This is a genomic window from Desulfamplus magnetovallimortis (genome assembly GCF_900170035.1).
Lineage (GTDB): Bacteria > Desulfobacterota > Desulfobacteria > Desulfobacterales > Desulfobacteraceae > Desulfamplus > Desulfamplus magnetovallimortis.
The window spans coordinates 131,446-154,198 of the sequence record NZ_LT828544.1; the positions used below are offsets into that span (position 1 = coordinate 131,446).

Here is a 22,753-nt window from a genome sequence, read left to right on the forward strand (position 1 = left end):
GTTATTGAGACTTTCTAATAAAGTAGCATAAAAGGGAGAACCAAGGCATTTAAAGGCCATCGAACTGACAGCAGTATTATGTATGTGATCAGACAATTGAAAAAAGCTGTTTCAGGAGGGAACATATAATGGCAGAGCCAATCAAGCTTGACGAACTCATCTGTGAATTCAAGGAGGAGATAGCCGAGCGCATTCCCGATGCAAATTTTGATCTGTGTCTCACCTGTGGTACCTGCACCGGCGGATGTCCTGCATCCGAACAGTATGATATGGATCCGCGAAAATTTTTGCGGATGCTTCTTCTTGGTATGGATGATGAAATACTTAAAAGCCCGTGGGCATGGGTATGCACAATGTGCGGAAGATGTCAGTCAGCATGTCCCATGAACATTGCGATTCCAAAATTCATATACAATGTAAGGGCTTCCTGGCCCAGGGATAAAAGACCAAAAGGAATAAGAGGTTCCTGTGACCAACACATCAAATCCGGTAACGCAATGGGCGTTCCCAAGGAGGATTTTGTCTTCACCGTTGATGATGTGGCTCAGGAGATAAAAGATGAACAGCCTGAATTTGAAGATCTTGAAATTACAACTGATCGCCCCGGTGCCTACATGGCCATCAACCAGAACTCAAGGGAACCTGTAACTGAACCTGACGAAATGAGTCCACTCTGGAAAATTCTTCATAAAGCCGGTGCAGACTGGACCTATCCCACAGTTATGTGGGGAGGTGAAAACTACTGCATGTTTCTGGCTGACGATGAAGGGTGGCGATATATCATGGAGGAGTTTGTTCATCACATTGAACATACACTGAAGAGCAAAGTGGTTGTTAACACCGAGTGAGGGCACTCCTATTATTCAATCCTGGAAGGATTGCGAAAATACAATATCCCTCATAACTTTGAATTTAAAAGTATCATTGAACTTTATGCACAATGGATAAAAGATGGTACCCTGAAGATCAATTCCGACTGGAACAAGGATCTTAAAATAAAATTTACTGTACAGGATCCTTGTAATATCGGGCGAAAAATTGGAACTAACCGCATTGTGGATGACTTGCGATTTGTTATCAAGGCTGTTGTGGGTGAAGAAAATTTTGTTGATATGGTTCCCAACCGCTCCAATAACTTCTGCTGCGGCGGAGGTGGAGGTGCCCTTCAGGCAGGTCACACTGACCAGCGGAGAGCCTACGGAAAGGTAAAATTTGACCAGATCATTGAGACCGGAGCCGATTATGTCATAACCCCATGTCACAACTGTCATGCACAGATAGAGGATATGTGTCACCATTATGGCGGAAAATACTACACCGTGCATCTGTGGACAATCATGTGCCTTGCCATGGGAATTCTTGGTGAAAACGAACGCACCTATTTAGGACCTGATCTGGCTGACTTTGGATTGACAGAAAAGGAGGAGTCATAATGTCGAATTATAAAAAAGACTCTCTGAGCAACCCCGGTATAAATGATGTCATGGGTTCTGTTATGGTGGTGGGAGCAGGTATTGCTGGAATCCAGGCATCCCTTGATCTTGCGGACTCGGGCTATCTTGTTCACCTTGTGGACAGCAACTCGGCCATTGGTGGTGTCATGGCACAGCTTGACAAGACCTTTCCCACAAACGACTGCTCCATGTGTATTATCTCTCCCAAACTTGTTGAAGCAGGGCGTCATCTCAACATTGAACTTAAAAACATGACCCGTGTAAAAGAGGTTAAGGGTTCTTCTGGCAATTTCACTGTTACACTTCTTGAACAGCCAAGATTTATAGACCTTGAAAAATGTACTGCCTGTGGTGAGTGTTCAAGTGTCTGCCCTGTGGAGCTTCCAAGCAATTTTGACGAGGGGCTTGCCACCAGAAAGGCCGCATTTAAACTCTATCCCCAGGCAATGCCAAGTGCCTTTGCCATTGAAAAGGGAGATCGGGCACCCTGCAAGCTCACATGCCCGGCCGGCCTTAATGTCCAGGGTTATGTGCAGATGGTGAAACAGGGTAAATATAAAGAGGCTCTTGAGATCATCATGGAGCAGCTACCCTTGCCAGGAGTTCTGGGACGTATCTGTCCCCATGAGTGTGAAAATGCGTGCCGCCGGTGCGAAGTGGACGAGCCAATAGCCATACGGGATCTCAAGCGCCTTGCAGCAGATAGCTTTGATGCCCGTGATATAAAGATTAAATGCGCAGAACCCACAGGGAAAAAAGTAGCAATCATCGGTTCAGGCCCTGCTGGACTCTCTGCGGCATACCATCTTGCAAAACAGGGTGTGAAAGCCACAATCTTTGAAGCATTGCCACAGGCAGGTGGTATGCTTCGGGTGGGTATTCCGGAACACCGTCTGCCTGCCGAAGTGCTGGACAGAGACATTGAGGTCATTACCAACCTTGGTGTGGAGATCAGATACAACTCTCCTTTGGGAGCAGATATAACCATTGATTCTCTGCTTAAAAATCAGGAAAACACGGAAGAAGAGGGTGGAGATAATAATAGTGGAGAAGAGAAGTTTGATGCGGTCTTTCTGGGGATGGGAGCTCACAAAGGCATTGATCTTGGTATCCCCGGCGATGATCTAAAAGGTGTCTGCCAGGGCGTTGATTACTTAAGGGAACTAAACCTCACCGGTAAAACCCAGACCGGTAAAAAGGTCGCCATCATAGGTGGCGGAAATGTTGCCATTGATGTGGCGAGAAGTGCCGTGCGTCTCGGTGCTGAAAAGGTGACCATCATCTATCGCAGAACCCGTAATGAGATGCCAGCCTGGGAAGAGGAGATCTGTGCTGCCGAAGATGAAGGGGTCGAGATTATCTATCTTTCTGCACCCCAGGAAGCTCTGTCAGACAGCACAAATGCAATATCTAAACTTCGTTGCATTAAAATGGAGCTTGGCGAACCCGACTCATCAGGAAGACGTCGTCCCATACCAGTTCCAGGCAGTGAATACGATATTGAAGTGGATCAGCTCATATCCGCCATTGGACAACGTCCTGATATCTCAGCACTGATAGCCGACACAAGCAACAACAATGATATTAAAAGTAGCGATACCAAAATCAGCGGTATCAAAACCAGCGATATTAAAACCAGCGATATTAAAACCAGCGTTAATAAAACCAGCGATATAAAGACCGGCGATACCAAAACCAGCGTCATCAACATAACCCGCTGGGGCACCACAGAAGTTGATCCCATCACCTTTGAAACCAGTAAAAAAGGTGTATTTGCCGGAGGCGATCTTCAGACAGGCCCAGGAGTTGCCATATCTGCCATTGCAGCGGGAATGGAGGCTGCTGAATCCATTGTACGCTATATCAAGGGTGAGGATATGCTCCAGGGCAGGAATCAAAACCGGTTGATTCAGGAGAAACGTCTTCGGGAATCGCCGGACTATATGCCCGAATATACCCCGTTATCAGAAGAGATCCCAAAGGCAAAACGCTCCAGAATTCAGGAATTGCCACTATCCCAAAGAGTCGGTAATTTTAAGGAAGTTGAGCTTGGATTTGAAGAACAGGAAGGCCAAAAAGAGGCGGCTCGATGTCTCAACTGTGGTTATTGCTCCGAGTGCATGGAGTGCGTGGATGCCTGTCTTGCAAATGCAGTTGATCACTTCATGATGCCGAAGCTCCACGAAATAAATGTGGGGGCAATTATTCTTGCTCCAGGTTTTACACCATTTAATCCATCTCAATATGAAACCTATGGCTATGGCTCAAATCCCAATATAGTCACAAGCATTGAGTTTGAGCGCCTGCTTTCAGCATCAGGGCCATACAAGGGGCATCTTGTAAGACCTTCAGATGAAAAGGAACCCAGAAAAATAGCATGGCTTCAGTGTGTCGGCTCCCGTGATATCAACAAGGGAGATCACAGTTACTGCTCCGGGGTTTGCTGCATGTATGCCAACAAACAGGCTGTTATTGCCAAGGAGCACAGTGACCATGAGCTTGACACAGCCATCTTTTTCATGGACATGAGAACCCACGGCAAAGAGTTTGATAAATACAGCATAAGGGCAGAGGATGAAAGCGGGGTTCGTTTGGTTCGCTCAAGAATCCACTCTGTATTTCCCATGAAAGATGACAGGCTGCGTCTTGTCTATGCCACAGAATCCGGCTCCACAGCAGAAGAGATATTTGACATGGTGGTTCTCTCTGTCGGGCTTGCCCCATGTTCTGATGCTGCTGAAATTGCCACTACCATGGGTATTGAGCTCAATCGCCACATGTTTGCAAAAACCCGGAACCTTTTGCCTGTGAATACAACAAGGGAGGGAATTTTTGTATGTGGAGCATTCCAGGAGCCAAAGGATATTCCAATGTCGGTTATGGAGGCTTCTGCCTCAGCAGCAATGGCAGCCCAAACCCTTGCTTCAAAAAGATGGAGTTTAACCAGAACAAAGGAGCTTCCGCCTGAAAGGGATTTTTCCGGAATGGCTCCCCGCATAGGAGTTTTTGTATGTAACTGCGGTATAAATATTGGGGGTATTGCCGATGTTCCGGCTGTAAGGGATTATGCTTCCAAACTTCCTTATGTTGTGCATGTGGAGGATAATCTTTTCACTTGTTCCCAGGATGCCCAGGATCACATAAAGGAGACAATCATTGAAAAAGATATAAACCGTGTTGTTGTTGCCTCATGCTCTCCGCGTACCCATGAAGCACTTTTTCAGGAGACAATAAGGGATGCAGGCCTTAACAAATATCTTTTCGAGATGGCCAATATCCGTGACCAGAATACATGGGTACACATGAACCAGCCTGAAAAAGCAACACAAAAGGCAATGGATCTTGTCCGCATGGCTGTTGCCAGGGCTGCATATTCTGAGCCTTTGCATCAGGTGAAACTCTCCATTAAAAAATCTGTCCTTGTGGTGGGAGGAGGAGTATCAGGTATAGAAGCTGCCCTTGGTATAGCAGATCAGGGATTTAAGGCTGTTCTTGTGGAAAAAAGCGGTGTTCTTGGAGGCAATGCACTTAATTTGAGGGCAACCTGGCAGGGTGAAGCTGTAACTCCCTGGCTTGCCCAGCGTATAAGCAGGGTAGAAACCCATGAAAACATTGATGTTTATCTTACTTCAGAGGTTACAGCCACAACCGGAAGTCTTGGTAATTTTGTCACCACCATATCTCCTGCCATTCCTGACAATGCACCGGAAAAAGTTGCAGATAGATCTGTGGGAAGTGTAACCATTGAGCATGGAGCTACCATAATTGCAACAGGAGGAAAGGAAGATCAGCCAAGGGAGTATCTCCATGGCACCCATCCTGATGTATTGACCCATCTTGAGATGGATGCTCTTCTCCAAGAGGATGAGGATACAAAAGTTAGCGACAGAAGGCAGAAAAGAAACACCAGGATTTCAAAGGCAAAAACCGTGGTCTTTATACAGTGCGTGGGTTCCAGAAACAGTGAAAAACCCTATTGCAGCAAGATCTGCTGTACCCACAGCCTGAAAAGTGCAATTGAGGTCAAGACAAGAAACCCAAGATCAAAGGTTTTTATCATATACAGAGATATACGTTCATATGGTTTCAGGGAAGAGCTTTACCAGGAAGCCAGGCAAAAGGGTATAATATTCATACGTTATGATCTTGAAAACCCACCTGTTGTAAAGGCTGAAGTCAAAGATGGCAACAGATTGAAACTTATCGTTACGGATCATGTTTTGAGGATGCCTGTGAACCTTGCACCAGATCTGCTGGTGCTTGCAACCGGAATAAAACCAAGTTCCAACAAAAAGCTGTTTGAGGCATTCAAGATACCTGTAAATGAGGATGGCTTTCTTGTGGAAGCACATGCAAAACTTAGGCCGGTTGACTTTTCATCTGACGGGCTTTTTGTGGCAGGCAGTGCCCACTATCCAAAACCCCTTGAGGAGTGTATTGCCCAGGCAAAGGCCACTGTATCAAGGGCCATGAGAATTGTGTCCAGGGATTCAATCATGGTGGGAGGTGTTGTTGCCGTTGTTGAGCCTGAAAAGTGTGCAGTGTGTCTTACATGTGTCAGAACCTGTCCCTATGAAATTCCATATATCCACGAGGATGGATATGCGGTGATTGATGCGGCAGAGTGTCATGGTTGCGGCCTGTGCGTTTCTGAATGCCCGGGCAAGGCCATTAAACTCAATAACTTTACCGATGAACAGATCATTGCAAAGACCAATGCACTTTTCAAGGTTGCCTGAGTTTGAACATGAAGCGTTAAAGATACGGAGGTAAATCATGATTGATAATTTTGAACCCAGAATCATCGCCTTCTGCTGCCAGTATTGAGCATATGCAGCCGGGGACCTGGCAGGTTCCATGAGACTGAACTATCCATCAGAGGTAAAGGTGATTCAGGTGCCCTGCACCGGAAGGGTGGATATAATTCATCTGTTAAATGCCGTTGAAAAGGGTGCTGACGGTGTTTATGTGGCAGGTTGCCTTGAAGGAGAGTGCCACTATCTTACAGGAAATATAAAAACAAGAAAAAAAGTTGAATATGTCAAAAAAATACTGGGGGAGATCGGCATTGAGCCTGAAAGGGTGGAGATGTACAATCTATCATCGGCACAGGGGGCAAGATTTGCAGAAATTGCCCGGGAAATGACCGCGAAAATCAGGGAACTTGGCCCTTCTCCTGTAAGGATGAATGATCCTGTAAGTGAAAAAAAAGCTGCATAATGAGGCATGTTTCATATTAGAATAAAAGTAGTTTATGTTCTGTTTACCGTGGAAATGGATACAATTTCCATGGTCGGGGGTGGCTGATCATCAGCCATGATCGTTTAATGGAAATTCCTGAAGATCGAGATATTGATACAAATATTAATATAGATAGTGTTTATGATAGGGAAATTGTAAACTGATTAATGAAATATGCTCATAATGATATCATAAAATATATAAGAGGTGAATCATGATAGTAGCAGACCGTAAATCTCTTGAAGAAATACAAGAAATGATAAAACCCCATCGCAAGCTCCTGATTGTGGGATGCAAGGGGTGTGTAACCGTCTGCAATGTGGGAGGCTCAAAAGAGGTTGAAATTCTGGCCTCAGCCCTTACCATTGCCAGAAAAAAAGAGAATAACGAGATCGAAATTGATACCACCACCATTGAACGGCAGTGCGATAATGAGTATGTCTCCCAACTCAAAGAGACAGTAGGTAACTACGATGCCGTTTTATCCATGGCCTGTGGTGTGGGGCCCCAGTTTTTGTCGGAATACTACAGGGAGCAAAAATTTTATCCAGCAGTGAATACCACCTTTTTCGGGGGAGCTGTATCCCATGGTATCTGGGAGGAGAGATGCGCCGGATGTGGTACATGTATCATCCACGATTTTGATGGAATATGCCCCATAGCAAGGTGTGCCAAAAGTCTTCTTCACGGACCATGTGGCGGCTCATCTAATGGATTGTGCGAAATATCAAAGGAGACCATATGCATCTGGGATGCCATTGTTGCCAAAAAAATAGAGCAGGGAAGGCTTGAGGATCTTCTCAAGGTACGACCTGCCAAGGATTGGAGAACAGCAAGGGACGGTGGCCCGAGACGCAGTATCAGGGAGGAGCTTACCCGTTAAATCTTGTTACTTAAAAATATCCTGCTTATTGCATATATAGATTATTGTACCAAATATAAGCTTATCCTTTGATTCTTTATCAAAAATTCGTATGAAACATGATATATAAGGAGAGTGAACAATGAGTGAACTCAAATCAGGCAGCAATCTTGAAAAAGTCCTTAAGGCGGGACACTTTGCATTCACAGGGGAGTGCGGCCCCCCAAAAGGGGCAAATGTGGAGCATCTTGTGGGAAAGTTTAAGCATCTCAAAGGCAATGTTGACGCTGTCAACATGACGGATAACCAGACCGCTGTGGTGAGAATGTCAAGCCTTGCAGCATCGCATATCATGATCCATGAAGGTCTTGAACCAAACTTTCAGATGGTTTGCCGTGACAGAAATCGCCTTGCCATTACAGCAGATATACTTGGCGCACATGCACTTGGAATCCGTAACATGCTATGCCTTTCCGGCGACCATCAATCCTTTGGCAACCATCCCCAGGCCAAAAATGTCCATGACATAGATTCAATGCAGCTCATCAACCTTGTTACCACCATGCGTGACAAGGAGGAGTTCATAAATGGCGAAAAAATTGATGTTGCCCCCAAACTTTTTGTGGGAGCTGCCTGCAATCCCTTTGCAGATCCCTTTGAATACCGTGTCTATCGCCTTGCCAACAAAATTGCGGCAGGGGCAGACTTTATTCAGACCCAATGCATATATAATATGGAGAAATTCAGGACATTCATGAAACAGGTTGTGGATATGGGGCTTCACGAAAAATGCTATATCCTTGCAGGGGTAACCCCAATGAAAAATGCAAGAATGGCAAACTTTATGTCAAAGTTTGTGCCTGGAATGGATGTGCCAGATTCATTGATTGATCGCCTGAAAGGAGCAGAAAAAGGTAAACAGGCAGAGGAAGGTATTAAGTTTGCCCTGGAACAGATCGAGGAGTTCAAGGAGATGGAGGGTATTGCCGGAGTGCATCTGATGGCGATTGAGTGGGAGCATATGGTGCCTGAAATTGCCGAGAGGGCAGGGGTGTTGCCGCGTCCGGTTGTTTAAATACACTTTTCGAGAAATGCTGAACCATGATTAAAGGATTTAAGGATTAACACGATTAAAAATCAAGGTAATCCCTTAATCATGAAAATCATGGTTCAAAAAAAGTGTAAACCGACAAATGAAAGATGCCTGAAATTCTTCATAAAGTATCAAAATCGACTCTATAGTATATTTCTGACAAAGGCAAATCACACTTGACAGACTCAAGGCTTAAGGTTTGGTCAATATTTGGGTAAGCTGTGTAAGTCCAGGTGTGATTCTCTTTGTTACGTACAAATTGTTCTACGAGACATTTATGTTGTGAAACAAGGATATATTCTTTAAGTGAATCAATAGATTGATAGTATTGGAACTTGTCCCCTCTATCAAATATTTCGGTAGAATTTGAGAGGATTTCCATTATAAGAACAGGGTTAATCAGGGAGTCGAGTTCATCCTCTAAAAAAATAATTTCATCACAGGCCACGACAATATCAGGATAAACATACTTATCAGCATCTATCTTAACGCGTTGGTCATTTCCAAAACCCATACATGGAGTTTTTTTTATTTGGTTTCCTAATTCCCTTGATATGTTGAAGCTGATTATATTATGGTTTTTTCTTGCTCCAACCATTGCAAACACTTCGCCATGAAAATATTCATGCTTAGTATCTGAATTCTCTTCAAGTTCAAGATATTCATCCGGTGTCATTTTGATTTTTTCTTGTGGAATCATTCTTTTAACGCCTAACCTGGACAAGCCAGAGCCAAAGAGTTTTTCTGATTCTCTTGTCAAAATAAGACATCCTTCATATCAGTTCAAAATTAGTTTACACTTTTCGAGAAATTCTGAACCATGATTAAAGGATTTAAGGATTAACACGATTAAAAATCAAGGTAATCCCTTAATCATGAAAATCATGGTTCAAAAAAAGTGTAAACGACAAATGAAAGATGCCTATTTTCAGATGTCAATCCTTTGAAAAAGGCCATGTCAATCTTAAAAGAAGTAAAGCTGGAAATGAAACATGCCGAAAAATCAATCAATTGATTTTGTAATCAGAACAGAACCTTCTTTAATAGATATCATGGCATTTTTTTCTGTAAAAACGTTGCTTATCCCCTTTGATGTTCCCATCTCCATACAAGCATTTTCAATTGGATACTTAAGCCCTTTCAGGGTAATTCCTGTTACAGTTTCTGAAAGCGGTATTATGGAGAGTAAATCACCTGGCTTTCCCTTGATGCATATATCTTTAGATATCTCCGGAGCGTAGGAGAAGCATCTCTTTGATAACAGATATATCTCGTTATTATCATCAACAATATAGCCCTTAATCCCGTTTTTGAGTATTTTTTTAAGTAAAAAAACGTTGGAAAGGGTGTGATCCATGCGTTGTCCTGTTACGCCTGTAAGGATAATTTCCGAAGCACCATGATCAATTGCCCACATAACAGAAAGCTCTGTATCGCTAAAATCCTTGCTGGTGGGGTATTGTATTAACTCTACCCTGTTTTTTATGCAGTTTTCCAAGATAGTTTTATCAATTGAATCAAAATCACCCATAAGAATATCAGGAAAAAGACCAAGTCTTACAAGGTGCTTTGCCCCTCCGTCTGCACAGACAACAATGTCAGCTTCTTTAACAATGTTCATTAACTTTACGTCATTATTAATAATTCCATTGGCTATAATTGCACATTTCAGGATTTTATCCATAAATCTACTTATAAACTCCTGATATTTTTGGGGTTTTTTAAAAAAAATCTATTGAAATTATGTTTTTAGTTGCCTTGATAATACTATGGGTGGTAGCACTTTTGTAGCTTCTGGCTGAAGAGTTAATATTTAAAGCTGTCGATATCTGTTTTGTATGTTTCGTAAAGAGTTTCAAACAAAACAGGAACTCTTTTGTAGAATTCTTCAAGCATCGGCAACATTATCTCCCGCATCTGGGGATGGGATGCCTTTGAACAGCGGAGTTTAAAGATATGTCTCCACTCTCTGATATTGGCTGTTATGATAATATCCGTTTTAAGGCTGTTGGGTAAAACACTTCTTGCTTCCTGTGCCTTTGCGCCGTTTTCAATAAGAGCAAGGTATGCTTTTTCACATGCTTTCATGGCTTCCTTCCATGTTTCATAAGCCTGTGAATCCTCTTTCCAGAAGAATGGTTTTATAACGGTGATTTCATTGCCGAATTTCTCTTTGGAGTAGTTTGCATAACGAGTACTCTCCTGGCTGAAAGAGCACAATCTGTGTCTTACAAGTTCATGTGTGACACCTCTATCACACACAATTCTTGCACTTATTGATATGTGCTCAATCACACTTTCATGGCCTGATTTCACAATTCTCTTTAAGAACTGGGCAGCAGTACCAGAGCTTATTTTGTCCTCAGATTTATAACAGGTTCGTGCAGCAAGTTCGAGATGACGGTAAATCTCATCTGTATCAGCCATGTGAAGAATTTCAAAACAGGGTTGTATGATCTTCATTATCAAGCCCTTTTGGAATTAATAGTATAATTTATTTATTTGTAAATATAAATAACATTGCGTTACAGGAAATTAAAAAGCAAGGAGTGTTCTTTTGGAATTATTACAACATAAACAGTACTATACTGATCCAGATAATTAAATTGGCAAGCAGTGTAGGGGCAATCCCTTGTGGTTGACCTTCAGAATTGAGAATACCAAAATATTTTTCTGGAAATATATATCATTAACGGCATCCTTCAGAATCCATCAAAAGTAGTTGACACTTTTTTTGAGATAATTCCCTAAAAATGGGAATGTGGCTCCAGAAAGTGTAAACTGGCAAATGAAGGATGCCTCATTAACTTTATCTTTTTTGAGATTAAATATATCTCAAAAAAGGCCATTTCGCTGCTGTGGCGAATAGCTACAACCTATTTAAACAGCTCACTGTGCAGTGAGCTGTTTTCCCTGATTTTTAGCTTTTACAAAGCACTATTTTGGCAATAAGTGTAAATAATAATTTTAATTAGCACTTTGTATTAATGCAATATTTTTTCTAAGCCAATCGTTAACAACCTCAGTTATATCAATATTTTTCTTTAAAGCTATTTTTTTCATATATTCAGATATATCTGATTCCAGATAAATCGGTATATCAAATTCTGCATCTGGATGATAAAACTTACCGCGTTCACCTTTTGAAAAGTCGTATTCTTTTTTCATATGACTCATTCCTCATATTGACTTGATTCTGCCTTTGTGGCCTTGCGTGCTGATATGAGCCGTATATTCCATTGGTTTAAGGGCATTTTGTGTGCAGTGTGTGAAATAACAAGAAGTATTCCGTTTTCATCTGTTCCAAAAGTGATCCAGCGATCCTCTCTTTCACTATGTTCATCATTATTGCTATTTGTATTGTATCTAAAAACACAAAAAATAATAATTACTAATTACAGTACTAGATTTACAAAAAAGTAGGCTACTACATCGCCGCTTCTTTACCGTGGAAATAGATGCAAATTTCCATATTCGGGGGTGGCTGAATGCCGGCCATGACCGTTTAATAGTTTTGATCGGCAAAATCCACCCATCCACCAGCTTTTACAAGCGAAATATCAAAGTCACTGATGGAAAAAGGGATGGTTTGAGAATCTTTTTCTGACTTTATTGTAAAGGTCATTTTTTCCATGTCGGTTTCAAGGGAGGTTTCGCTGTGGCTGAATGTGTCAAAGATGGAGTCTATGGTTTCTGGAGACATTTCCACAGCCATCATTCCACAATTGAACATATTCTGTCTGAATATCCTTGCAAACCCAGATGCAATGACAAGGTTTATTCCATTAACCTCAAATGCCCACGGGGCATGTTCTCTGGATGAGCCACATCCAAAATTGTCCCTTGTAATGACAACAGATTTTTCTTTTATGTCACGGGAAGCATCAAATCCCTTAAGAACAAGATCTTCAAGCAGATATGGTTTCAAGGCATCCTTGGTGTTCTCAGTCAGGTATTTTGCTGGTATGATTTCATCTGTATTGATGTCTGATCTGTCAAGAAAAAGTATTTTTCCACTAAAATATTTCATCTGTATTATTATCCTTCAAAGAGTCTTGAGTTGGTGATTTTGCCTGTTATGGCCGTGGCCGCAGCCGTGGCCGGACTCATAAGATGTACCATTCCGCCTTTTCCCATGCGGCCATTGAAGTTGCGGTTGGTGGTAGCTGCACACACCTCTCCATCAGCAAGAACTCCGTTACTCATGCCAAGACATGCGCCGCATGTAGGATTTGTGACACAAAAACCTGAATCCATGAAAATTTTAATAAAACCTCTGTCAAGAGCTTTTGAATATATTTGCGGTGTGGCCGGAGATACAATGCCTCGTACAGAATCTGCAATCTTTTTATCCCTCAGAATTGATGCTGCAATCTCAAGATCTTCTAAGCGACCATTGGTGCAGGAGCCAATATAAACCTGGTCCACTTTTGTTTCAATCATCTCTGCAACAGGTTTTACCTGATCTGGTTTGTATCCATAGGTCACCATTGGTTGAAGATTGGTAACATCCATCTGGATTGTGTTACTGTAAACAGCATCTGCATCAGGAGTAAATTTACTGTATGCCTCCATTGCAGCATCTTTTGTCTTGAATTCATCTTCAATAAATGGCCACAGATAATCCACTGTAACAATATCAGGAGCACATATGCCACTTGTGGCACCAGCTTCCACTGCCATATTGCAAAGTGTCATCCTTTGATCCATTGTCATTGATTCAACAACAGTGCCGCAGAACTCCAGAACCTTGTTTGTTGCACCATTTACACCTATTTGGCCAATAAGTGATAGAATTACATCTTTGGCATAAACACCCCCTGGAAGATTGCCAGAGATCTCTACCTTTATGGATTCAGGTTTTTTAAATGCGCAAACACCTTTCAATATTCCAACTTCAAGATCAGTGGTGCCGACACCTGCTGCAAAGGCTCCAAAAGCTCCATGTGTACATGTGTGGGAGTCACCCATGATAATTGTATAACCTGGTCTTACAAAGCCCTTTTCCGGAAAGATTGCATGACAGACACCATTTCTGCCTATGTCAAAAAAATCAATGATTCCATGTCTTATTGCCCAGTCTCTTAAAATTTTTCCCTGCATGGCTGTTTTGGAGTCCTTGGCAGGAGTGACATGGTCAATTACAGCCTTTATTTTTGATGCATCAAATACCCTGTCCTTACCTCTGGCAACAAGATCGTTGATTGCAATGGGGGTTGTAATTTCGTGACAGAAAACAGCATCTAAGCTTATTACCTGGATATCTCCAGATGGATTGTCAACATGGTGGGCATCAAAAATTTTTTCAGCAACTGTTTTACCCATTATTTTTTTTCCTCTTCTCCGGTGTTTTCTCCCTCTTCCCCGGTTGTTTCAAGTGGTGGGGGCGGGGAGTGTTCAATAATAAATTCTTCTACTTTCTCCATACTGGAGGAGATCATAACATGGTTTACCTCAATGCTGAAAAGCTTTCCTTCCAGATATGGGTTAAGGAGATTAATAAGCTTTTCATTTACGATTTTCATCTCGTCAAATGTCTTGACATCATTGTAAATCAGTGAGCTCAAGTACAAAATCGCTGCATCCCATGCCCTTGGGTGAAGTTTTATTGGAGGGGCATCAGCGGGTATTTCATCAAGATGAAGATCAAGTGCAAGGCACAAGTATCTGTCCTTGTCATGGGAGCTTAGTTTGTTAATATTAACCACAAGGGGTTTCATGGGTAAAACCGGATTCAGGATTCCTTCAGTCTGGGTATTTTTTTCAATTCGGGAACGTTTCCAGGTAATAAGTCGTGCGTTGGGATATCGCAAAACCACCTTGAGCTTATCAATTTCAACAATCTCAAGGATATAAGTTTGACCTTTGCCCCATATATTTTCTATCTGGGAATCAACAACAGTGAATGTAAGTGTGTTTCCGTCAACATCCCATGTTCCCGTTGCATTTCCCTTTCTTTCAACTATTTTGGAGTTACCTCCCTCTATTCTCAGATCAGATGTCCAGCTGCCATTGTTTCTAAGAATCAAAAGGGTGTAAACCCTGTTGCTGTAACGGTTCCAGCTTCCAACAAGAAGTTCGTGCACAGGAGATTCTGGCTCTGCTTCCGGCTCCTCTTCTTTTTTGCCGCACCCGTAAATATTTGCAAGAATAATTGCAAGAAGGGATATTTGAAGAACTATGGATAATGTTTTTTTCATTGGTTTCCTGATCAGTGGTAACTTGCATCAAAAAAAAGGGCACTTCCTGATAAAAAACCTGGAAACACCCTTTTTTATACATTCAATGATGTGTCATGGTTTGATCATGAACAGCAGGTGCCACTTGTACCGCAGCTTGAGCAGGCAGACTGTCCAAAATCAATTTTTGAATCCAGTTTGAATCCCATGCCTGTAAAGTCAATTTTAATAAGCTGGGCCTGTTTCATGAACTCTTTATCCACAACAAATTTGAATCCTTTTACATTATAAGTGTTGTCGTTGTCCCTTGGCTCATCCAGAGCCATTGCAAGTGATGGGCCGCCTCAGCCACCTGAGTTGAGAAAAATTCTTATTGGGGACACTTCTTTGCCGCTGAAATATTCCTCAATCTGCGTTTTTGCAGTATCTGTCATATCAATCATTATAAACTCTCCTTAAAAAAAATAAAATTATACAGGCAGCCTTAAGTACTCCGAAATATTGATGGAGACCACTTTTTTTGGATGCCACTTAGTTACTTTAACCATACAGGTCAATCTTGTCAAGCTTGTCTTGGAGGGGTAACGTCCAGCCAACAGTGATTGACTTGAAAAGGTATTAATGATAGCATATTTAGAATTTTTTGTGTATTCATAATTTGGCATTATATTTAGGAATGCCATACCTTAGTGATTATTTTTGAATGAATTTTAAAAGTAAAGGAAAACCTGATAATGGAAAGGACATTATCCCTGATTAAGCCCGACGGTGTTGCCAGAAATCTAATTGGCGAAGTTATTAAACGTTTTGAAACAGCCGGTATTAAAATTGTTGCCATGAAAAAACTGCATCTCTCCAGAAAACAGGCAGAAGGCTTTTATGCTGTTCACAAGGAACGTCCGTTTTTCAACAGCCTTATGGAGTTCATGACATCAGGTCCGATTGTGGCAATGGTGCTTGAGGGCGAAGATGTAATAGCCCATAATCGTAAACTGATGGGTGCTACAAATTTCAAGGAAGCAGAAGAGGGAACAATCAGGCGCGACTATGCAACCGATATTGAGAAAAACGTGGTTCATGGTTCAGATGCCCCTGAGACTGCTGCATTTGAAATCAGTTATTTTTTTAACAGCATGGAAATAGTCGGTTGATTTAACATCCGCCTCTCTCCTGTAAGGGGCAACCTCAATGGGTTGCCCCCTGGGTTGTAATGTATGTTATATGATGAATGAAGGAGAAAATGAGCAATGACTCTTCCGGAATGCAGAAAGGTACTCAACATTAACGGTGATTCATTTACAATTTGCAATATCTCCACACTTGAACAAAAAAGTGTTGCTGATATTCAAAGACTGCCCTTTTCCATCAGGATACTGCTTGAAAACCTTTTGCGGAATCTGGATGGAGACATTGTAAACGAAAATGATGTGGTAAATGTCCTTAACTGGGGGCGTCATGGGGAAGATTCTGTCATGATTCCCTTTCACCCTGCAAGGGTTCTCATGCAGGACTTCACAGGAGTGCCGGCTGTTGTTGATCTTGCAGCCATGCGTGATGCAGTTGTGGATGCAGGCGGCGACCCTGAAAAGATAAATCCCTTAGTGCCGGTTGATCTTGTTGTTGACCACTCTGTGCAGGTGGATTATCAGGGATCAAAAGATGCACCTTTTCTAAATGTGAAGAAAGAGTATGAGAGAAACATGGAGCGTTACAGCCTCCTGAAATGGGCACAGAAAAGTTTTGACAATTTTCGGGTTGTTCCACCTGGTTCAGGGATATGTCATCAGGTGAATCTTGAATACCTTGCACAGGTTGTAACAAGCCAGACCAGGGGTGATGCAAAGATTGCCTTTCCAGATACCCTTGTAGGAACCGACTCACACACAACCATGATCAATGCCCTTGGTGTCCTTGGCTGGGGAGTAGGGGGCATTGAAGCTGAAGCTGTTATGCTTGGTCAGCCTTATTTTATGACACTTCCTGATGTTATCGGGGTATATCTTGAAGGCGAAGTTGCACCAGGGGTAACTGCTACTGATATTGTCCTTCACATCACCCATATTCTCAGAAAGGAAAATGTTGTAGAAAAATTTGTGGAGTTCACAGGGCCTGGCATGAAAAATCTATCTTTGACAGATCGTGCAACCATCTCTAACATGTCACCTGAATATGGGGCAACCATGGGTTTCTTTCCGGTTGATGAAAAAACAATTGAGTACCTTTCAAGAACCGGTCGGGATAATATTACAAAAAGGGTGGAAACATACTGCCGCGAATGTTCCCTTTTTGCAAGGGGTGATGAGAGTATTGAGTTTACAAAAACAGTAAGGGTTGATCTTTCACATGTACGCTCTGCTGTTGCTGGTCCATACAGACCACAGGACAGAATTTTTCTTGAAGATGTGAAAGGTACTTTTGTAAATGAATTTAATTCAAATCCAAAACAACAACAAAATGGTGCAACATCTGACCATTACACTGATAATTGTGGTGCCAAGGCAGATAGTGTTGGTGAAAAGGGATGTAGTTCACTGAGTATTGCAGATAGCCTGAATATACCTTCTGTTATTGTAAGGGATCACAGCAATGAAGGCAGGGAGAAAACCATAAAAAATGGTGCTGTTGCAATTGCTGCAATTACATCATGTACAAACACATCAAACCCCAATGTAATGATAGGTGCAGGCCTTGTTGCAAAAATGGCGTGTGAAAAGGGGCTTGAAGTGCCTTTTTTTGTCAAGACTTCCCTTTCTCCTGGCTCCAAGGTTGTGGTTGACTACCTTGAAGATGCAGCTCTTATGCCTTTTCTTGAGAAGCTTGGCTTTCATACAGCAGGTTTTGGCTGCATGACATGCATCGGCAACAGTGGGCCTCTTCTGCCCTGTATGGATGAAGCCCTTGAAAAGTGTAAGGATCTGGTTGTGGCATCTGTTCTTTCCGGCAACAGAAATTTTGAGGCACGGGTACATCAGAAAACAAGAGCCAACTATCTTATGTCTCCAATGCTTGTTGTGGCATATGCTCTTGCAGGTCGAGTGGATATTGATTTTGAGTCAGAACCATTGGGTAGTGACTCAAATGGCAAACCGGTTTTTCTTGCAGATATCTGGCCGTCAAACAGCGATATTGATAACCTTGTGGAACAACATGTCAAACAGAGCTTTTTTACCTCTCAGTATGAAGAGGTGTTTTCAGGAGACAAGTTGTGGAAAGAGCTTCAGGTAACAGAGAGCAAAACATTCAGTTGGGATAAAAACTCTCTTTATATACGTCGTCCTCCGTTTTTTGAGGGATTTACAATGGATCTCCCGCCACTTTCTGACATCAACAATGCAAGACCTCTACTGGTTCTTGGGGATTCAATAACAACAGATCACATTTCACCGGCCGGTGCCATTCCGGAAAACTATCCTGCCGGACAATACCTTAAAGCAAATGGTGTCACTGTTGAAAGTTTTAATTCCTACGGCTCAAGACGTGGTAACCATGAAGTTATGATGAGGGGAACTTTTGGCAATATCAGGATAAAAAACACACTTGTGGCAAAACAGGGCAGTTACACCCTTAAACTTCCTGAAAAAAAGCAAACTTTTGTTTTTGATGCAGCAATGGCCTACGCAGATGAAAAAGTTCCTCTTATTATTGCAGGCGGAAAAGAGTATGGCACAGGTTCCTCCAGGGACTGGGCAGCCAAAGGTACCTCTCTTCTTGGAGTCAGGGCTGTTATTGCCCGCTCTTTTGAAAGGATACACCGAAGCAATCTTGTTGGTATGGGTGTATTGCCGCTTGTTTTCAAGCAGGAACAAAGCTTTGAATCCCTTGGTTTGACTGGCATGGAGACCTTCTCCATCATTGGCCTTTCTGGCATGGAGCCTGGAAGTACTTTGACTGTAACAGCAGAAAAGGAAGATGGGACAAAGGTTGAGTTTGGGGTTATTTCACGCCTGGATAATAATGTTGATATATCTTATTTTGTAAATGGAGGGATTCTTTCCTGTGTTTTGCGGCAGATTATAGCCTGAAAAGGAGATTGTAAAAATGAGTAAAAAGATAGCTTTTAAATCTGTTTTTAAGCCTGATGAGACTTCCTTTTGCATGAGATTTTTTGAGGGTAAAGCGTTCCTTGTAATTTTTGTTGTAATATTTCTGCCTATGATGATATCTATTAGATCAGCCTCTTCTGAAATCATAGATGAAAATTTTGCAGGTTCTGTTGCTCGTGCTTTTCTTGTATATATTGATGAGCCACATACAGTTTCTTCAAGTGAGCCTGTGGAGCGGTCAGGTCAGACAATTGCTTATCTTTTTACTCTTGATCCGGTTGGATATATTCTTGTAGCCGGAGACACAATAAGAGTGCCTGTTAAAGCATATTCTCTTAAATCTGATTTTAACAGTTTACCTCCGGCTTATGTTAATGTGATTCTGGATGAGCTTGAACTTCCTGACGATCTGATATCACACCCCGAAAAAGAAACCTATTCTTCTGAAGAACAATATTCCAACTCAGAAGATATGCAAAGAGAGCCTTTGTCGGAAGATGTCAACAAATCTTATTGGGAGCTTTTAACCAATACAAGTATAGTTTCAAAAAAATCATTCAAAAATTATACTCCAGATACCTTTCTTCTTACAACAACCTGGAATCAGGGCTATCCCTACAATAAGTTTACTCCAAGAGATGGTGGAGAGTTGACAGTCACAGGTTGCGTTCAGACAGCAGTTGCCCAGGTTATGCGTTATCATGCCCACCCTTCATCCGGTAGCGGTGTCTTTACTCATATCTGGAACGGGCAGACCTTGACAGCTTTCATGAACCGTCCCTTTAACTGGAGTGCTATGCCCGACGCTGTTACAGGAAATGTAGATCAATATCAGCAAGATGAGGTAGCAGCTCTCATGCGTGATCTGGGTGTTCTCAATGAGGCCGAATACGGTACAGATGGCACAAGCGCCTGGTTCCATTACGATGACTTTGAAAGAGCCTTTGGATATGCACCTGTATATAGAGTAGATAGCTCTGATAATGCTTTTTTTACAACAATTATTAGTGAAATTGATAATGACAGACCTGTTTTGCTTTCAATGCCAGGCCATATGACTGTTGCAGATGGCTATGCAACTGATGGAACCGGAAAAAAAATTCATGTCAATCTCGGATGGGGTGGGGCTTATGATGACTACTATTATCTTGATCAGACCAACTTAATAGGCGATTACTCTTTTTCTCCGGAACATACAGTATATTACAATATCAAGCCATGCCAGGGAGGGGAATGCAATCCTTATACATCAACAAGCTACGGCAACATTCCTGTTATATCTTCACAACTTGATGACATCGTGATTGATGAAATCACTACTTTACGTATTGATGTATATGATTCTGATGGAGATACTGTAACTCTTTCGGCTGTTTCTTCATCTGACAATCTTCAGGTAGTGACTAATGGTAACCTCCTGACTTTGAATCCTTATTCTGACAATATTTTTTGTGAAGTAACGCTGACTGCAACTTCACATGATGGTGAGAGTCAAAAGAGCTTTAAGGTTTTGGTCCTTGAAAACAGGGTTTATATGGGAACCCAATATGATATTGGCGGAGAATTTTCTGATGGAACAGAAATTGACAGCTATAGTTCATATCTACAGGGAAATATCACTGTCAGTGGTTACAGAGGATATAGTAACCAGGCCTTTTATGTGTGGTTAGAAGATGGCAATGGAAATATAGTGATTGATGTCTCTGAAGAACCGGTAAGCGGATATTTAACAGCAGGTTTGTATAACATAAGCACATCTTTGGAGAATCCGGTCACTCATTCGTATTACTCTTATGATGCCGATTTCAGTGGATATACCTTGACGGTTACCTGTGATGACTTAAGCTCTGATGTCGCTGATCTCGCCGATAGTATGGGTATTGAGCTTACAGATGGAAGCACTGAGTTGCCCGAAAATATTACATCATACAAAGTATTGACAGACCAGGCAGCTTCCCAGACTGTTAACAGGGGAGATTATTTTATGATTTTCGGTTCTTCAGGTATTAATAACATAACCGTGGAATCTGGCGGGAGAATGGAGTGTGTCAATTTTGTGGGGGCAAATGAGATCATTATTAAAGGCATCTCTTCTGACTTCACTGTTTCTCGATCCGGTGCTGCGGTATCTCTTGAAAGTTCAGTAAATGGAACAAGGATAAAAATTCCGGCTACAACCACAGACCAGAAATTGATTTTTGATGATGAAATGTTTTCACTTGGGATAAGTGGCGGAAGGGTATTTATAGGAAGCCAGGAAATAACCACAACGGAATTGTCTTTGGTTTATCCCTGAATTGGTGACAAAAAATAACTTTTGGGGCATCTTTCATTTATCGGTTTATACTTTTTGAGGCTTATTCTTTTGTCTGAATCACGGATTAAACAGATTAAAAGATTACACTGATTGAAAAAATCTGTGTAATCAGCGTAATCTGTGGCAATCCGTGATTCAGACAATTAAAAGAAAATGTAAACTAATTTTAAGTTGATAAGAAGGATGCCAAAAAGAGTAAACGGACATGGCTGTGACTCAGCCACCCCCGAATATGAAAATATGTATCCATTTTCACGGTAAACTACTTTTCAGTTAATATGAAGTATGCACTTTTTTTACCGTGGAAAAGGGTACACTCTAATGAAATGATGCCATAGATATTTGTCTCTAAATTCAATAAGTTATCCCGAAATATTCTCAAACATGGCCTTGCAACCTAAAATGAGCCTAAAAAAAAGCCCGAAAGAGCAATATACTTTCGGGCTTTAATGCTGTTTTATTATATTTGTTATTTATTAGTTGTGACCATGTTCCTGGGTTTCCATTACATGATGCTCGCTTTTTGCATTTTCTTCTGTCTTTTCCTGATCATCAACAGGTATCTGCTCATTGTTTTTCTGAGATTTTATGACTTCGTTATGTTCAATCTTTGACTCTTCTGATAACTCAGCACCAATTTCATTATCTGCACTTCTTGAAGGTATAGTAATTTTAAGATTGTTCAAATGGTTATGAGCCAAAGCAACACTTTTAAAATATGCATCAATAAGTTCTTCATCTTCGGGGAGAACAGTAAACTCTGACGCTTTCTGTATATAACCATTTATTGCTTCAAAATCATAGGGTGTTCCGGATTTGATTTCTGCCTCTGCTTTATCAAGGAAGTAATTGAATGGAAGAGGGAATACTTCCAACTGTGTATAGGAGGATTTTGCATTTTCAGGGAGGTCAAGACCATTCAGAGAAACTATTTTGGTTTTACTCATTGGAGTAAATTCACCTTTCCAGATTTCAAGGCCTTTTTTTGTGTCACAAATATAATATGTGTTGCTGTTTTTATAGCTTGAATTAACAAGTGCGATAATAATTATTATAAAGATAGCTAATGAATATTTAATAAAATTATTCATGGAGTTTTTCTCGCTGCATGAACAGTTACAGCAGGAGTTAGTTTCTTGTTTTGATTTAAGCTCTGAAAGTTCTGTCTGAAGAGATTCAGCAGCCTCTTTCGCGGCAATTTCTCTTATTTTTGCATGAATCTCTTTTGCTCTCTTTTCTGCTTCTTCCATTTTTCTCTTTTCCTCGGCAATTCGTTCTTTTTCAAGCCTTTTTTCTTCGGCAATCCTTGCCTCTTCAGCAATTCTTTCCTGCTTAAGTTTTTCTTTTTTTATACGCTCTTCTTCGAGTTTTTTCTCCTCAGCAATTCTTTTTTCTTCGGCAATCCTTGCTTCTTCAGCGATTCTTGCCTCTTCAGCGATTCTTGCCTCTTCAGCGATTCTTTCCTCTTCAGCGATTCTTTCCTCTTCAGCGATTCTTCCTCTTCAGCGATTCTTTCCTGCTCAAGTTTTTCTTTTTTTATACGCTCTTCTTCGAGTTTTTTCTC

19 protein-coding genes are annotated in these 22,753 nt (G+C 41.5%); 8 read left to right on the forward strand and 11 right to left on the reverse strand.

Annotated features, from left to right (window positions below; all coding sequences use genetic code 11):
- Window positions 1-128: 128 nt before the first annotated feature.
- The 5 genes from MTBBW1_RS10685 to MTBBW1_RS10705 all read left to right on the forward strand — a co-directional run bounded on the left by MTBBW1_RS10685 (window position 129) and on the right by MTBBW1_RS10705 (window position 8,632).
- Window positions 129-1,433 carry a (Fe-S)-binding protein gene (locus MTBBW1_RS10685; protein ID WP_080803162.1) on the forward strand — a complete coding sequence of 435 codons (1,305 nt, stop codon included), beginning with the start codon at window positions 129-131 and terminating at the stop codon, window positions 1,431-1,433.
- The gene (locus MTBBW1_RS10690; protein ID WP_080803165.1) at window positions 1,433-6,193 is read left to right on the forward strand and encodes an FAD-dependent oxidoreductase; all 4,761 of its coding nucleotides are present in this window, start codon (window positions 1,433-1,435) and stop codon (window positions 6,191-6,193) included. Before MTBBW1_RS10685 ends, MTBBW1_RS10690 begins: the two co-directional genes overlap by 1 nt.
- Window positions 6,194-6,230: 37 nt before the next feature.
- Entirely contained in the window at window positions 6,231-6,674 is a 444-nt protein-coding gene (locus MTBBW1_RS10695; protein ID WP_281255632.1) for a hydrogenase iron-sulfur subunit, read from the forward strand.
- A 235-nt stretch (window positions 6,675-6,909) separates the two neighbouring features.
- Window positions 6,910-7,578 (forward strand): methylenetetrahydrofolate reductase C-terminal domain-containing protein, encoded by a 669-nt coding sequence (locus MTBBW1_RS10700; RefSeq protein ID WP_080803170.1) that lies wholly within the window; start codon window positions 6,910-6,912, stop codon window positions 7,576-7,578.
- Window positions 7,579-7,699: 121 nt separating this feature from the next.
- Entirely contained in the window at window positions 7,700-8,632 is a 933-nt protein-coding gene (locus tag MTBBW1_RS10705; protein ID WP_080803173.1) for a methylenetetrahydrofolate reductase, read from the forward strand.
- Between the two features lie 139 nt (window positions 8,633-8,771).
- On the opposite strand, the gene MTBBW1_RS10710 is transcribed toward MTBBW1_RS10705, so the two are convergent.
- The 9 genes from MTBBW1_RS10710 to MTBBW1_RS10750 all read right to left on the reverse strand — a co-directional run bounded on the left by MTBBW1_RS10710 (window position 8,772) and on the right by MTBBW1_RS10750 (window position 15,155).
- Window positions 8,772-9,410 (reverse strand): Uma2 family endonuclease, encoded by a 639-nt coding sequence (locus MTBBW1_RS10710; protein ID WP_342743891.1) that lies wholly within the window; start codon window positions 9,408-9,410, stop codon window positions 8,772-8,774.
- Between the two features lie 243 nt (window positions 9,411-9,653).
- Window positions 9,654-10,334, reverse strand: a complete 681-nt coding sequence (locus tag MTBBW1_RS10715; RefSeq protein WP_080803177.1) for a thiamine diphosphokinase — start codon at window positions 10,332-10,334, stop codon at window positions 9,654-9,656.
- A 122-nt stretch (window positions 10,335-10,456) separates the two neighbouring features.
- A complete protein-coding gene (gene thyX / locus MTBBW1_RS10720; RefSeq protein ID WP_080803180.1) occupies window positions 10,457-11,113 on the reverse strand; it encodes an FAD-dependent thymidylate synthase in 657 nt (218 codons plus the stop codon).
- Window positions 11,114-11,617: 504 nt separating this feature from the next.
- Entirely contained in the window at window positions 11,618-11,818 is a 201-nt protein-coding gene (locus tag MTBBW1_RS10725; RefSeq protein WP_080803183.1) for a hypothetical protein, read from the reverse strand.
- Between the two features lie 5 nt (window positions 11,819-11,823).
- Entirely contained in the window at window positions 11,824-12,039 is a 216-nt protein-coding gene (locus MTBBW1_RS30330; RefSeq protein ID WP_080803186.1) for a BrnT family toxin, read from the reverse strand.
- Between the two features lie 116 nt (window positions 12,040-12,155).
- The gene (locus tag MTBBW1_RS10735) at window positions 12,156-12,680 is read right to left on the reverse strand and encodes a 3-isopropylmalate dehydratase small subunit (RefSeq protein WP_080803189.1); all 525 of its coding nucleotides are present in this window, start codon (window positions 12,678-12,680) and stop codon (window positions 12,156-12,158) included.
- Window positions 12,681-12,688: 8 nt separating this feature from the next.
- Entirely contained in the window at window positions 12,689-13,975 is a 1,287-nt protein-coding gene (locus MTBBW1_RS10740; protein ID WP_080803192.1) for a 3-isopropylmalate dehydratase large subunit, read from the reverse strand.
- Window positions 13,975-14,850, reverse strand: a complete 876-nt coding sequence (locus tag MTBBW1_RS10745) for a flagellar basal body-associated FliL family protein (RefSeq protein ID WP_080803194.1) — start codon at window positions 14,848-14,850, stop codon at window positions 13,975-13,977. Before MTBBW1_RS10745 ends, MTBBW1_RS10740 begins: the two co-directional genes overlap by 1 nt.
- Before the next feature lie 104 nt (window positions 14,851-14,954).
- Window positions 14,955-15,155, reverse strand: coding sequence for a hypothetical protein (locus MTBBW1_RS10750; RefSeq protein ID WP_080803198.1), 201 nt, complete (start codon window positions 15,153-15,155; stop codon window positions 14,955-14,957).
- A 408-nt stretch (window positions 15,156-15,563) separates the two neighbouring features.
- Between MTBBW1_RS10750 and ndk the strand changes: the two genes are divergently transcribed.
- From ndk to MTBBW1_RS10765, 3 genes are all read left to right on the forward strand, one after another.
- The gene (gene ndk / locus MTBBW1_RS10755; RefSeq protein ID WP_080803202.1) at window positions 15,564-15,980 is read left to right on the forward strand and encodes a nucleoside-diphosphate kinase; all 417 of its coding nucleotides are present in this window, start codon (window positions 15,564-15,566) and stop codon (window positions 15,978-15,980) included.
- A gap of 96 nt (window positions 15,981-16,076) precedes the next feature.
- Window positions 16,077-18,851, forward strand: coding sequence for an aconitate hydratase AcnA (gene acnA / locus MTBBW1_RS10760; RefSeq protein ID WP_080803205.1), 2,775 nt, complete (start codon window positions 16,077-16,079; stop codon window positions 18,849-18,851).
- Between the two features lie 16 nt (window positions 18,852-18,867).
- Complete coding sequence (locus tag MTBBW1_RS10765) at window positions 18,868-21,168, forward strand: C10 family peptidase (protein ID WP_080803208.1); 2,301 nt, start codon at window positions 18,868-18,870, stop codon at window positions 21,166-21,168.
- A gap of 497 nt (window positions 21,169-21,665) precedes the next feature.
- Here the strand turns inward: MTBBW1_RS10765 and MTBBW1_RS10770 are convergent, their stop codons facing one another.
- Window positions 21,666-22,439, reverse strand: coding sequence for a hypothetical protein (locus tag MTBBW1_RS10770; RefSeq protein WP_080803212.1), 774 nt, complete (start codon window positions 22,437-22,439; stop codon window positions 21,666-21,668).
- Window positions 22,440-22,537: 98 nt separating this feature from the next.
- Window positions 22,538-22,753, reverse strand: a 216-nt coding sequence (locus MTBBW1_RS28305) for a hypothetical protein (protein WP_222424038.1), incomplete at its 5' end; no start/stop codon positions are given.